This window comes from Enterobacter sp. KB-280D8, from assembly GCF_041399405.1.
Lineage (GTDB): Bacteria > Pseudomonadota > Gammaproteobacteria > Enterobacterales > Enterobacteriaceae > Enterobacter > Enterobacter cloacae_N.
Window position 1 is genome coordinate 170,643 of record NZ_JBGKEC010000008.1, and the last position, 12,276, is coordinate 182,918.

Below are 12,276 nucleotides of genomic sequence, written 5' to 3' on the forward strand. Positions count from 1 at the left end.
GGCGGTGCTGTTTTGTAACCCGCCCAATGTCGGCGGTAACGAAAGAGGATAAACCGTGTCCCGTACTATTATGCTGATCCCTACCGGAACCAGCGTCGGCCTGACCAGCGTCAGCCTTGGCGTGATCCGTGCTATGGAACGCAAAGGCGTTCGTCTGAGCGTCTTTAAGCCAATCGCCCAGCCGCGTGCCGGTGGCGATGCGCCAGACCAGACGACCACCATCGTTCGCAAAAACTCCAATCTGCCAGCGGCTGAACCGCTGAAGATGAGCCACGTCGAGTCTCTGCTCTCCAGCAACCAGAAAGACGTGCTGATGGAAGAGATCATCGCTAACTACCACGCTAACGCGCAAGACGCAGAAGTGGTGCTGGTAGAAGGTCTGGTTCCAACCCGCAAACACCAGTTTGCTCAGTCTCTGAACTTTGAAATCGCGAAAACCCTGAACGCAGAGATCGTTTTCGTAATGTCTCAGGGCACTGACACCCCGGAACAGCTGAACGAGCGTATCGAACTGACGCGCAGCAGCTTCGGCGGTGCGAAAAACACCAACATCACCGGCGTGATCGTCAACAAACTGAACGCGCCAGTGGATGAGCAGGGCCGTACTCGCCCTGACCTGTCTGAAATATTCGACGACTCTTCCAAAGCGAAAGTCATCAAAGTTGACCCGGCTAAGCTGCAGGAATCCAGCCCGCTTCCGGTTCTGGGCGCGGTGCCATGGAGCTTCGATCTGATTGCCACCCGTGCAATCGATATGGCGCGTCACCTGAACGCTACCATCGTTAACGAAGGCGATATCAACACTCGCCGCGTGAAGTCCGTGACCTTCTGTGCGCGCAGCATTCCGCACATGCTGGAACACTTCCGCGCAGGCTCCCTGCTGGTGACCTCCGCTGACCGTCCTGACGTGCTGGTTGCAGCGTGCCTGGCGGCGATGAACGGCGTGGAAATTGGCGCCATCCTTCTGACCGGTGCCTACGAGATGGACCCACGCGTGAGCAAGCTTTGCGAACGCGCTTTCGCCACTGGCCTGCCGGTCTTCATGGTGAACACCAACACCTGGCAGACCTCCCTGAGCCTGCAGAGCTTCAACCTTGAAGTGCCGGTTGATGACCACGAGCGTATCGAGAAAGTTCAGGAATACGTTGCTGGCTACATCAACGCAGACTGGATCGAATCCCTGACTGCCACCTCTGAGCGCAGCCGTCGCCTGTCTCCACCGGCCTTCCGTTACCAGCTGACCGAGCTGGCGCGTAAAGCGGGCAAACGCGTTGTGCTGCCAGAAGGCGACGAACCACGTACCGTTAAAGCGGCTGCCATCTGTGCAGAGCGCGGCATCGCGACCTGCGTGCTGCTGGGCAACCCGGATGAGATCAACCGCGTAGCGGCGTCTCAGGGCGTTGAACTGGGCACTGGCATCGAAATCGTTGACCCTGAAGTGGTTCGCGAAAGCTACGTTGCCCGTCTGGTTGAGCTGCGTAAGAGCAAAGGCATGACCGAAGCCGTTGCGCGCGAGCAGCTGGAAGACAACGTGGTGCTGGGCACGCTGATGCTGGAGCAGGACGAAGTTGACGGTCTGGTTTCCGGTGCGGTTCACACCACCGCGAATACTATCCGCCCACCGCTGCAGCTGATCAAAACGGCACCGGGCAGCTCTCTGGTCTCCTCCGTGTTCTTCATGCTGCTGCCTGAACAGGTTTACGTTTACGGCGACTGCGCAATCAACCCGGATCCTACCGCAGAACAGCTGGCTGAGATCGCTATCCAGTCCGCAGACTCCGCGACCGCTTTCGGTATCGAGCCGCGCGTAGCGATGCTCTCCTACTCCACCGGCACCTCTGGTGCAGGTAGCGACGTAGAGAAAGTGCGTGAAGCGACCCGCATTGCGCAGGAAAAACGTCCTGATCTGATGATCGACGGCCCGCTGCAGTACGACGCCGCAGTAATGGCTGACGTTGCGAAATCCAAAGCACCGAACTCGCCGGTTGCAGGTCGCGCGACCGTGTTCATCTTCCCGGATCTGAACACCGGTAACACCACCTACAAAGCGGTACAGCGTTCAGCAGACCTGATCTCCATCGGGCCAATGCTGCAGGGTATGCGCAAGCCTGTGAACGACCTGTCCCGCGGTGCGCTGGTTGACGATATCGTCTACACCATCGCGCTGACGGCGATTCAGTCTTCGCAGCAGCAGTAATGTTAAAAAGCCCGGTGGCGCTAGCGCTTACCGGGCCTATGGTTTTGTAGGCCGGATAAGCGAAGCGCCATCCGGCAAAAAAGGCGACCACTTAACCGGTCGCCTTTTTTATTTACAGCAGCTCTCTCGCCGCCGACACAATGTCATGCGCAGTAAGACCATATTCCTTCTGCAGGAAATCCTGCGTCCCCACCTGACCGTAGCGCTCCTTAACGCCCACCCGACGCATCGGCACCGGGCAGGTTTCCACCAGCACCTCCGCCACCGCCGACCCCAGGCCGTTGTGAATGCTGTGGTTTTCGCAGGTGACGATGCGCCCGGTTTTCTCGGCGTAGTTTTTCACCAACATTCGGTCGATAGGCTTCAGGGTAAACATGTCGATGACCGCCGCGCTGACCCCCTCCTGCTCTAGCTGGCGCGCCGCCTCCAGCGCCTCCGCCACCATGATGCCGTTGGCAATCAGCGTGATATCGCTGCCTTCGCGCAGCACGTTGCCTTTGCCAATGGTAAAGGTCGAGCCCGGCGCATAGACGCTCGGCGCCTGCTTGCGGATGGTGCGCACCCAGTAAAAGCCTTCGAGGTCGATAAGCTGACGCAGCACGTCCTCGAACATCACCGCGTCTGTGACCTCCAGCACCACCGAATGCGCCAGACCGCGCACGATGCCCATATCTTCGAACGACATGTGCGTCCCGCCGTTGTGGCAGGCCGTCACGCCCGCGTCTGAAGCAATCACCTTCACGTTGTTACGCTGGTAGTCCAGGGACATAAACAGCTGGTCGAAGCAGCGGCGGCTGGCAAACGCGGTGAAGGTATGAACGAACGGCTTACGCCCGGTGAGCGACAGCCCCGCCGCGGTGCCAATAACGTTGGCCTCCATAATGCCGCAGTTAATCACGTGCTGCGGATAATCGCGCGCTACGCCGTCCATCGCCATCGAGCTCATCAGATCCGCTTCCAGGGCGATAATCTCGCTGCCGGCCTCAATCTGCTTTGCTACGAAGCCCGCGTAGACCTTACGCATCTCAACGGCGTCTTTCTGTCCTGCCGGTGCAACCTTAATCATGTGAAGCCTCCAGTTGGCAAATCGTCTCGTTGAGGGCCGCTTTGCTCTCCGCGGTCAACCGCAGGTGGTGCGAGTTGCTGAGCTGTTCCAGGTACGGCACCCCCTGCCCTTTGATGCTGTCGAGGATCACCACCCGCGGACGCGCATCGGCCTCCGGTACCCTTGAAGTCACCTCCAGCAGCGCCGGAACGTCATCCCCCTTCACCGTTACTACGTCAAAGCCAAAGGCGCGGAATTTCCCTTCCAGGTCGAACGCGCTGATGATCTCGTCCAGCTCGCCGTCGAGCTGCTGTTTGTTCCAGTCGACGAACACCGTCAGGTTGTTGAGGCGATGGTGGGCGATAAACTGGAAGGCTTCCCAGCACTGACCCTCGTTCAGCTCGCCGTCACCGACGATGCAGAAGACCCGATTCGGCCGCCCCGCGAGCTTGTGCGACAGCGCCATGCCGCCAGCGATGGAGATCCCCTGCCCGAGCGAGCCGGTGGTGGCGTCCACGCCGCGCGTTTTCAGGCGGTCCGGATGGCTTGGCAGACGCGTGCCGTTCTGGTTCAGGGTGCTCAGCTCCTCCATCGGGAAGTAGCCCTTAATCGCCAGGGTGCTGTAGAGCGCCGGGCCCGCATGGCCCTTCGACAGCACAAAATAGTCGCGCTCCGGCCAGTCCGGATCCGCCGGGTCGATCTTCATCACCGCGCCGTACAGCACGGCCAGGGTTTCGACCACCGACATGCTGCCGCCGTAGTGCCCAAAGCCCAGCTGCGTCAGCGATTTCAGCGTCTCAAGGCGGATCTGGCGCGCCAGTTCAGTTATCTCGTTCTCATTCATGATTTGGCTCCGGTGTTTTCCTGCGCGTTACCGCCAGCAGGTTTGTTTTTCGCGAAGACGTTGTACGCCACCAGCAGTGCGAACAGCGCCACAACCAGCCCGGTGATGGCGAGCGGCGACAGGAAGCGCGCCAGGTTACCCAGCACAATGCCGACCGCGCCGAAATCGGCATCCGAGAAGGTGGTGTTAGCAAAGCCAATCGCGCCCAGTACCGGCAGCAGCAGAACCGGCAGGAAGGTGATCAGCAGGCCGTTGGCGAAAGCGCCTATCATTGCCCCGCGGCGTCCGCCCGTGGCGTTACCGAACACGCCCGCCGTCGCGCCGGTGAAGAAGTGCGGCACTACGCCCGGCAGGATCAGCACCCAGTTGAACTGGCCGCAGATGATTAACCCCACAATCCCCCCCAGGAAGCTGAACAGGAAGCCAATCAGCACCGCGTTTGGCGCATAGGGATAGACCACCGGGCAGTCCAGCGCGGGACGCGCGTTCGGGACCAGTTTTTCCGAGAAGCCGGTAAAGGCCGGGACGATTTCTGCCAGAATCAGGCGCACGCCCTGCAGGATGATGAACACGCCCGCCGCGAAGGTGATCGCCATGATGATGGCGTATACCAGGTAGTTCTGACCGCCGCTGAAGGTCGACTCGACATACTCGCGTCCGGCGCTCACCGCCATGATCAGGTAGATAATCATCATGGTCAGGGAGATGGAGATCGAAGAGTCGCGCAGGAAGCTCAGGTTCTTCGGCAGGTTCATCTCTTCGGTGGAGCGGGAGCCTTTGCCGACTTTGCTGCCAATCCAGCCGGACAGCACGTAGCCCAGCGTACCGAAATGGCCAAATGCAATCTCATCATTGCCGGTAATACGCTTCATATAGCGCTGCGCAATGGCCGGGAAGAACGCCATAATCAGGCCGAGGATCAGTGAGCCGGTAAACACCAGCCCCACGCCCTCAAAGCCCGCCACGGTGAGGATCACGCCAATCATGCACGCCATATAAAACGTGTGGTGTCCGGTCAGGAATATGTACTTCAGGCGGGTAAAGCGCGCGACGACAATATTCGCCACCATGCCGAAGGCCATGATCAGCGCGGTCGAGGCACCGTATTTTTCCAGGGCTATCGACACTATCGCTTCATTGTTAGGAATAATGCCCTGGATATTAAAGGCGTGCTCAAACATGCCGCCTAAGGGATTTAGCGACCCCACCAGCACCGTGGCGCCGCCGCCCAGCACAATAAAGCCGAGAATCGTTTTAATTGTGCCTTTTACGACATCTGAAAAAGATTTTTTCTGCGCAACAAGACCAATTAACGCAATTAACCCCACCAGTACCGAAGGGACTTTTAAAATATCGACAACGAAATTCAGCGTTTCAAGGATAAACATATCCACCTCGCCTTATCAGGGTTATTGTCTGTCGAACCAGGCGCGCAGCTGCGCTTCGAGTTCGTTGATATCAATGATGTTGTTGATCACTACCAGCTGGCTTTCCGGCACGCTGGCGCTTGCCGCAATGTCTTTCGCCATCACGAACAGGTCCGCCGCGCCCGGCGTGGCGGAGGAGAGATCGGAGTGTTCAACCTCGGCGTCAATGTCCAGCTTTTTGAGCACCTTTTTAATGTTCATTTCGACCATAAAACTGCTGCCCAGGCCAGAACCGCAAATAGCCATGATTTTCATTGTTGTCCCCTTATTTTGAGTAGAGCACGCCCCATCACGCTGGCGCGTAATGTTGGGAAGAATCGGATTAAAGAATTAAATCAGAAGCGGTCAATAATGGTTTTAATATCCTCCAGGGTATTCGCCTGATGTAATTTCTCCATATCCTCGTCGCTGGAAAATAGTTCTGCGAGTGCGGATATCATTTCAATATGGCTATGTTTATCCGGTGCCGCGAGCATAATAATCAGATCGACAGGGTCAAACTCTCCGGCACCAAAAGAGACGCCCTGTTTTAGTTTTAGTAATGACAAGCCCAGTCCTTTGGCGCCCTCCTCCGGCCGCGCATGCGGCATGGCCAGCCCTGGTGCCAGCACATAATAGGGTCCTAACGTATGGTGCTGCTGAATGATTGCCGTCACGTATTCCGGTGCAATCACCTGCAGATCCAGCAGCGGTTTCGCGCATATCTCCAGCGCCTGCGGCCAGCTTTCAACGCTATCCTGCAGCGTAATGGTTGTATCATATATCCACTTTTTGAGCATTTTTCCCTCCCGCTAAACGCTAAAGATGGGCAAACTTTATTCAACCCATCAATCATTGACTGCGATCGCGATCACAAAGATAGCGCTACCAATAACTAACATGCAGAAGTGTGATAGCGCTATCAAATTGTCATCATCGTGTGAAATCACAGCAAAAAAAAGGGATTTAAGGCGTATACTGCCTGTCACCTGAAATGAAGGAAAAAGAACGCGTCTGGTCAGCAGGAAGGTGTATGTCTTTAACCCGAAAACGGCGCAGTACCGGAAAAGTCACGCTCGCTGATGTCGCACAGCTTGCCGGAGTCGGCACGATGACCGTCTCCCGTGCACTCCGCACGCCTGAACAGGTTTCCGATAAACTGCGTGAAAAAATTGAAGCTGCGGTGCAGGAGCTGGGCTATATGCCCAATCTCGCCGCCAGCGCACTGGCATCGGCGTCGTCATGGACGATTGCGATGGTTGTTCCCAACCTTTCCGAAGCCGGTTGTTCAGAGATGTTTGCCGGGCTACAGCAGGTGCTGCAGCCGGCCGGATACCAGATCATGCTGGCTGAGTCCCAGCATCGTCTTGAACAGGAAGAGAAACTGCTCGAAACGCTGCTGGCGTCGAATATCGCCGCCGCGATTTTACTCAGCGTCGAGCACACCGACACCGTTCGCCACTGGCTGAAAAATGCGTCGATTCCGGTGATGGAGATGGGTGCTATGCGCGCCGATCCGATCGATATGAATATCGGGATCGATAACGTGGCGGCCATGTTTGAGCTGACGGAAATGGTGATCAGGCGCGGCTACCAAAATATTGGCCTGCTGTGCGCCAACCAGGAGCAGTGGATTTTCCAGCAGCATTTGCAGGGCTGGTACAAGGCGATGCTGCGCCATCATCTGTCGCCGAACCGGGTGATTAACGCGGCGATGCCGCCGAGCTTCTCGACCGGCGCGGCACAGCTGCCAGAGTTCCTGCTGGCGTGGCCGGAACTGGATGCGCTGGTGTGCGTATCAGACGAGCTGGCCTGTGGCGCGCTGTATGAGTGTCAGCGTCGACGCATTAAAGTGCCGGACGATCTGGCAGTCGTGGGCTTTGGTGATAGCGACGTGAGCCGCGTTTGCCAGCCGCCGCTGACGACGATGGCGGTACCGCATCGTAAGATTGGGATTGAGGCAGGAAAAGCGCTACTGGAACGTCTGAATGACGGAGACTGGCGCGACCAAAAACCCATCGCGTCCAGCCTGTGCCTGCGGGAAAGCTGTTAAGACTTACTCAGCCTCTTCCTCTTTTTCCGCTTTATTTTCCGGCTTAGCGGATTCGTTTTTGGCGTTGCGGGTCATCCACAGCGCCAGCGCCTTTAATGAATCTGGCGTGAACTCGTCACAGCGGGCAGTAATCTCTTCCGGCGTCATCCAGCAGACTTCGCTTACTTCCTCTTCCTGCAGGGCGAAAGGCCCGTGGGACACACAGCTAAACAGTCCGCCCCAGACGCGGCAATGCTCGTCTTCGAAATAGAACTGGCCGTGCTCGGCAAACGGCACCCCGGCGATGCCTAACTCTTCTTCCGCTTCACGACGCGCGGAATCCAGCAGCACTTCATCGGCCTGCACGACGCCACCCGCGGTGGCATCCAGCATACCCGGAAGAAAATCTTTAGTGTCCGTGCGGCGCTGGACCAGAATTTTGCCCATGCCGTCATGCACAACGATGTACGTTGCACGGTGACGCAGGCGCTCTGCACGCATTTGTTCGCGGCTCGCCTGCGCGATCACTTCATTTTCTTCGCTGACAATGTCAACCCATTCAGTACTTGCCAAATGATTCTGCTCCACCATCGGGAAACCTTCTCGTCTAAGCGCTCTTTCGGCGCGTTTGCAGTTGTGGTGTAACTTACGGATTAATCGCTACCTGCGCAATAACTTGCTGATCATTAAGTGCGATAACGCTCAGGGTATTTCCATCCAGCATGCCATAACTCGCAGGATATCCGCCTTTCGGGATGCTGACCGACCCCGGGTTAAAGTGATAGATCTCACCGCGTTTTTCAGCAACCGGAATATGAGTATGACCGTAAACCAGGACATCGCCAGCCGCGAGCGCAGGGAGATTGTCCGGGCTAAAAAGATGCCCATGCGTCAGGAACAGCCGACAGTTTTCCTGCAGCACCTGTTGCCACGGCGCGGTAAGAGGAAAATGGAGCAGCATCTGGTCCACTTCGCTGTCGCAGTTGCCGCGCACGGCGATAATGCGCGAGGCAAAGGAGTTGAGCTTCTCCGCCACCTGCGCAGGGGCATAGCCTTCCGGCAGCGCATTGCGTGGCCCATGATTTAACACATCCCCCAGAATCACCAGCCATTGCGCCCCGCTTTGCGAAAACAGAGAAAGCACTCGCTCGGTCGCGGGCAGCGATCCATGGATATCCGACGCAAACATCAGTTTCATCCGTCACTCCCAGGTAAAAAAACTGCCCTTATCATACCTGAAGCGTCAGGGCTTATCAGCCCGCGCGCTTAGCGGAGAGTGCCACATAGCGCTGTACGGAAGCGCGCTGCCACTGGAACGCCGCATAATCCACCAGCAGTTGAGGCACCTCATCGCCGTTGAGGATCAAACGGTTCAGCATCAGCGCCAGATCGGTATCGGCAATGCACCATTCACCGAACAGGTTCGGATTACCGTGAGCGAGCAGCGAGGTGGCGGTTTCAATCAGTTTTTGCGCGCTGTCGACGCCTTCTGCGCTGAGCGCTGGCTTTTTCACACCGGCAAACACGACATCCGTGGAGCGCTCGACGCGAATCGGCACCAGGTCGCTACGCAGCCACGCCTGGATCTGCCGCGCGCGGGCGCGCTTTTGCAGATCGTGAGGATAGATGCGCTCCCACTCAGGCGGCGCAAAACGATCTTCCAGATATTCATCGATCGCCGACGATTCGCTCAGCGCAAAGCCATCGATCTCCAGCACCGGCACGCGTCGGGTCAGGTCGTAACCCTGCCACTGGGGTTTGAGATGTTCACCACCGTCGAGATCGACGGTCTTCAGCGTAAAGGAGAGTCCCTTTTCGGCCAGCGAAACGTATACGCTCATGACGTAGGGAGAAAAGAAATTTGCATCGGACCACAACGTAATTACGGGCTGGTTCATAACATCCTCATCGGCTGATCGGTTTTTACTCAACATATAATCTCTTTGCGTCTCTGTCACTTGATGAAAACTCACGATTTACAACCACCACCTATACTCATTTGTCATGGCACCACTATTCGACTGACAGGAGTTGAGAATGATTGACCTTTATTACGCCCCTACTCCAAACGGCCATAAGATCACCCTCTTTCTCGAAGAAGCCGAACTGGATTACAGAATCATTCGCGTGGATATCAGCAAAGGCGAACAGTTCAACCCTGTGTTTTTGGCTATCTCGCCGAACAATAAAATTCCGGCCATTATTGATAGCCAGCCAGCGGACGGAGGCAGGCCGCTGAGCCTGTTTGAATCCGGCGAAATTTTGCTTTATCTGGCGGAGAAAACCGGCAAGCTGCTGAGCGGTGAATTGCGCGAGCGTCACCACACTCTGCAGTGGCTTTTCTGGCAGTCAAGCGGCTTTGGGCCGATGCTGGGGCAGAACCACCACTTCACCGCCTTCGCGCCGCAGACCATTCCTTACGCCATCGAGCGATATCAGGTTGAAACCCAGCGTCTTTACGGCGTTCTGAACCAGCGGCTGGAGAAAATGCCGTGGCTCGGGGGCGACCATTACAGCATTGCCGATATTGCCTGCTGGCCGTGGGTAAATACGCATGATAAACACCGGATTGACTTAGCGTCTTACCCGGCGGTGAATAACTGGTTTGAGCGTATCCGGACCCGCCCGGCCACCGAACGCGCGATGCAAAAAATCCAGCAAATTTAACCTTGTAGGAAGCTGGGTGCCTGCGAGGCTCTCATGTATTATGGGCGGAAATACTGACACGGAGATGACCTGCAATGTCACAGCCAGACGCTATTATTCGGATAAAAAATTTACGCTTGCGCACGTTCATTGGTATCAAAGAGGAAGAGATTGCCAACCGTCAGGATATTGTTATTAATGTGGTTATCCACTACCCGGCAGACAAAGCGCGGGCCAGCGAAGACATCAACGACGCGCTGAACTATCGCACGATAACCAAAAACATCATTCAGTACGTGGAAAACAACCGCTTCTCGCTGCTGGAGAAATTAACTCAGGATGTGCTCGATATCGCACGCGACCATGACTGGGTCACTTATGCTGAAGTAGAGATCGATAAACTTCACGCCCTGCGCTATGCCGACTCCGTCTCCATGACGTTAAGCTGGCGACGCCAGGGGTAAACCTGGAGGTTGTATGAAGATTTTGCTGACTGGCGGTACAGGCCTGATTGGTCGCCATCTCATTGCCCGCCTGCAGGCGCTGCATCATGATGTCACCGTGGTGACGCGCAGCCCGGAAAAAGCGCGTCAGGTGCTGGGAGCAGGGGTCGATATCTGGAAAGGGCTGGCCGATCGGCAGAATCTGGACGGTTTTGACGCCGTCATCAACCTTGCAGGCGAACCCATCGCTGATAAGCGCTGGACCGAAGAGCAGAAACAGCGGTTGTGCAGTAGCCGCTGGAATATTACCGAAAAGCTGGTTGAGCTGATTCGCAACAGCCACACGCCGCCGTCGGTGCTGATTTCAGGTTCTGCGACGGGCTATTACGGCGATCTTGGCGAAGTGGTGGTAACCGAAGAGGAGCCGCCCCACAACGAGTTTACCCATAAACTCTGCGCCCAGTGGGAGCGCATCGCCTGCGCGGCGCAGAGCGATAAGACCCGCGTCTGCCTGCTGCGTACCGGCGTGGTGCTTGCGCCGAAAGGCGGCATTCTGGGTAAAATGCTTCCGCCCTTTAGGCTGGGGCTCGGCGGGCCGATCGGCAACGGCCGTCAGTACCTGGCCTGGATCCATATCGACGATATGGTGAACGGCATTATCTGGCTGCTGGATAACGATCTGCGCGGGCCGTTTAATATGGTTGCGCCGTATCCGGTACGCAATGAACAGTTTGCCCATGCGCTGGGGCACGCCCTGCACCGCCCGGCGATTTTACGCGTGCCTGCGACGGCGATTCGCCTGATGATGGGCGAAGCGTCCGTGCTGGTGCTGGGCGGCCAGCGCGCGCTGCCAAAACGGCTGGAGGCGGCCGGGTTTGCGTTTCGCTGGTATGATTTAGAAGAGGCGCTGGGGGATGTGGTGCGGTGAATATGTTACAGTGATACGCCATGTTCCGATGAAATGGCGTAACAATGGCAACCATCACCACTCCCCGGCTTCACCTTACCCCTTTCGAACCCGCAGACTGGGCGTTCTTCCGCTCGCTGCGCGAAAACCGCGACATCATGCGCTATATGGCCGCGATTGCTCCCGAAAAAGAGACCCGACGCGTGTTTGCCGCACGCCTGATGGCGGAGCATGTCTTCGTGATCCGCTTTCTGAATGATGATACGCCGCTGGGGGATATCGGCCTGCAAATCAGTCAGGAGAATCGTGCAGAGGCGGACATCGGCTACACGGTTGTGCCTGCGGCGCAGGGAAAAGGTATCGCCAGTGAGGCGCTGCGCGCGGTGTGTGACTATGCGTTTAACCAGACCGGCGTGAGAGCGATTAACGCGTACGTGCTGGCGGACAACGGCGGGTCCGTGCGGGTGCTGGAGAAAGCCGGTTTTGTGCGCACGCAGGTGCTGGAAAAGGCGTATGAGATTGACGGCGTGCGTTATGACGACTGGGTGTATCGGCTGGAGTGTGGTGCGGCCTGAGGCCCTCACCCACGGGGTTGAGGAATCCCCACAAATTAATGCCAGCACGAACGCCCCCCTCTCCCTTGAGGGAGAGGGCTGGGGTGAGGGGGAACATACGGCTCTGGTGGTCATTCCGTTCACTTTATGTTCATTGCTACTCTGTAACGACAATACCTGTGAACGTGCCAGGGCGGCTCAA

Annotated in this window: 14 protein-coding genes; 6 read left to right on the forward strand and 8 right to left on the reverse strand. The window is 57.0% G+C overall.

Annotated elements, in window-relative coordinates:
• Positions 1-55 precede the first annotated feature (55 nt).
• Positions 56-2,197 carry a phosphate acetyltransferase gene (gene pta, locus AB8818_RS18965; protein ID WP_116338558.1) on the forward strand — a complete coding sequence of 714 codons (2,142 nt, stop codon included), beginning with the start codon at positions 56-58 and terminating at the stop codon, positions 2,195-2,197.
• A gap of 112 nt (positions 2,198-2,309) precedes the next feature.
• Here the strand turns inward: pta and AB8818_RS18970 are convergent, their stop codons facing one another.
• From AB8818_RS18970 to AB8818_RS18990, 5 genes are all read right to left on the reverse strand, one after another.
• Positions 2,310-3,263 carry a transketolase family protein gene (locus tag AB8818_RS18970; protein ID WP_045259691.1) on the reverse strand — a complete coding sequence of 318 codons (954 nt, stop codon included), beginning with the start codon at positions 3,261-3,263 and terminating at the stop codon, positions 2,310-2,312.
• Positions 3,256-4,086 (reverse strand): transketolase, encoded by an 831-nt coding sequence (locus AB8818_RS18975; RefSeq protein WP_116338554.1) that lies wholly within the window; start codon positions 4,084-4,086, stop codon positions 3,256-3,258. The genes AB8818_RS18970 and AB8818_RS18975 overlap by 8 nt, the downstream gene beginning before the upstream one ends.
• A complete protein-coding gene (locus AB8818_RS18980; protein ID WP_116338552.1) occupies positions 4,083-5,474 on the reverse strand; it encodes a PTS ascorbate transporter subunit IIC in 1,392 nt (463 codons plus the stop codon). Before AB8818_RS18980 ends, AB8818_RS18975 begins: the two co-directional genes overlap by 4 nt.
• 21 nt (positions 5,475-5,495) lie before the next feature.
• Positions 5,496-5,768 carry a PTS sugar transporter subunit IIB gene (locus tag AB8818_RS18985; protein ID WP_116338550.1) on the reverse strand — a complete coding sequence of 91 codons (273 nt, stop codon included), beginning with the start codon at positions 5,766-5,768 and terminating at the stop codon, positions 5,496-5,498.
• An 80-nt stretch (positions 5,769-5,848) separates the two neighbouring features.
• Positions 5,849-6,292, reverse strand: a complete 444-nt coding sequence (locus tag AB8818_RS18990; protein WP_047367993.1) for a PTS sugar transporter subunit IIA — start codon at positions 6,290-6,292, stop codon at positions 5,849-5,851.
• Positions 6,293-6,525: 233 nt separating this feature from the next.
• Between AB8818_RS18990 and AB8818_RS18995 the strand changes: the two genes are divergently transcribed.
• Positions 6,526-7,545 (forward strand): LacI family DNA-binding transcriptional regulator, encoded by a 1,020-nt coding sequence (locus AB8818_RS18995; protein WP_116338548.1) that lies wholly within the window; start codon positions 6,526-6,528, stop codon positions 7,543-7,545.
• A 3-nt stretch (positions 7,546-7,548) separates the two neighbouring features.
• Here the strand turns inward: AB8818_RS18995 and yfcD are convergent, their stop codons facing one another.
• Genes yfcD through yfcF form a run of 3 tightly spaced genes read right to left on the reverse strand, consistent with a single transcriptional unit; the run spans position 7,549 to position 9,422 of the window.
• Positions 7,549-8,115, reverse strand: a complete 567-nt coding sequence (gene yfcD / locus AB8818_RS19000; protein ID WP_006811396.1) for an NUDIX hydrolase YfcD — start codon at positions 8,113-8,115, stop codon at positions 7,549-7,551.
• Positions 8,116-8,170: 55 nt separating this feature from the next.
• Positions 8,171-8,722, reverse strand: coding sequence for a phosphodiesterase (gene yfcE, locus AB8818_RS19005; RefSeq protein WP_116338546.1), 552 nt, complete (start codon positions 8,720-8,722; stop codon positions 8,171-8,173).
• A gap of 55 nt (positions 8,723-8,777) precedes the next feature.
• Positions 8,778-9,422 carry a glutathione transferase gene (gene yfcF, locus AB8818_RS19010; protein WP_116338544.1) on the reverse strand — a complete coding sequence of 215 codons (645 nt, stop codon included), beginning with the start codon at positions 9,420-9,422 and terminating at the stop codon, positions 8,778-8,780.
• Positions 9,423-9,561: 139 nt separating this feature from the next.
• Here yfcF and yfcG point away from each other — a divergent pair, with 139 nt between their 5' ends.
• The 4 genes from yfcG to AB8818_RS19030 all read left to right on the forward strand — a co-directional run bounded on the left by yfcG (position 9,562) and on the right by AB8818_RS19030 (position 12,095).
• A complete protein-coding gene (gene yfcG / locus AB8818_RS19015; RefSeq protein WP_192983211.1) occupies positions 9,562-10,191 on the forward strand; it encodes a GSH-dependent disulfide bond oxidoreductase in 630 nt (209 codons plus the stop codon).
• A gap of 74 nt (positions 10,192-10,265) precedes the next feature.
• Entirely contained in the window at positions 10,266-10,634 is a 369-nt protein-coding gene (folX, locus tag AB8818_RS19020; protein WP_116338540.1) for a dihydroneopterin triphosphate 2'-epimerase, read from the forward strand.
• Between the two features lie 13 nt (positions 10,635-10,647).
• A complete protein-coding gene (locus AB8818_RS19025) occupies positions 10,648-11,541 on the forward strand; it encodes a TIGR01777 family oxidoreductase (RefSeq protein ID WP_116338538.1) in 894 nt (297 codons plus the stop codon).
• A 44-nt stretch (positions 11,542-11,585) separates the two neighbouring features.
• Positions 11,586-12,095 carry a GNAT family N-acetyltransferase gene (locus AB8818_RS19030; RefSeq protein ID WP_192983213.1) on the forward strand — a complete coding sequence of 170 codons (510 nt, stop codon included), beginning with the start codon at positions 11,586-11,588 and terminating at the stop codon, positions 12,093-12,095.
• Positions 12,096-12,276 lie beyond the last annotated feature (181 nt).

What these genes read in the sequence shown, in the direction of transcription:
- AB8818_RS18970 (WP_045259691.1), bottom strand. Translation starts at nt 3,263, where the DNA reads ATGATTAAGGTTGCACCGGCAGGACAGAAAGACGCCGTTGAGATGCGT.
- AB8818_RS18975 (WP_116338554.1), bottom strand. Translation starts at nt 4,086, where the DNA reads ATGAATGAGAACGAGATAACTGAACTGGCGCGCCAGATCCGCCTTGAG.
- AB8818_RS18980 (WP_116338552.1), bottom strand. Translation starts at nt 5,474, where the DNA reads ATGTTTATCCTTGAAACGCTGAATTTCGTTGTCGATATTTTAAAAGTC.
- AB8818_RS18985 (WP_116338550.1), bottom strand. Translation starts at nt 5,768, where the DNA reads ATGAAAATCATGGCTATTTGCGGTTCTGGCCTGGGCAGCAGTTTTATG.
- AB8818_RS18990 (WP_047367993.1), bottom strand. Translation starts at nt 6,292, where the DNA reads ATGCTCAAAAAGTGGATATATGATACAACCATTACGCTGCAGGATAGC.
- AB8818_RS18995 (WP_116338548.1), top strand. Translation starts at nt 6,526, where the DNA reads ATGTCTTTAACCCGAAAACGGCGCAGTACCGGAAAAGTCACGCTCGCT.
- yfcD (WP_006811396.1), bottom strand. Translation starts at nt 8,115, where the DNA reads ATGGTGGAGCAGAATCATTTGGCAAGTACTGAATGGGTTGACATTGTC.
- yfcE (WP_116338546.1), bottom strand. Translation starts at nt 8,722, where the DNA reads ATGAAACTGATGTTTGCGTCGGATATCCATGGATCGCTGCCCGCGACC.
- yfcF (WP_116338544.1), bottom strand. Translation starts at nt 9,422, where the DNA reads ATGAACCAGCCCGTAATTACGTTGTGGTCCGATGCAAATTTCTTTTCT.
- yfcG (WP_192983211.1), top strand. Translation starts at nt 9,562, where the DNA reads ATGATTGACCTTTATTACGCCCCTACTCCAAACGGCCATAAGATCACC.
- folX (WP_116338540.1), top strand. Translation starts at nt 10,266, where the DNA reads ATGTCACAGCCAGACGCTATTATTCGGATAAAAAATTTACGCTTGCGC.
- AB8818_RS19025 (WP_116338538.1), top strand. Translation starts at nt 10,648, where the DNA reads ATGAAGATTTTGCTGACTGGCGGTACAGGCCTGATTGGTCGCCATCTC.
- AB8818_RS19030 (WP_192983213.1), top strand. Translation starts at nt 11,586, where the DNA reads ATGGCAACCATCACCACTCCCCGGCTTCACCTTACCCCTTTCGAACCC.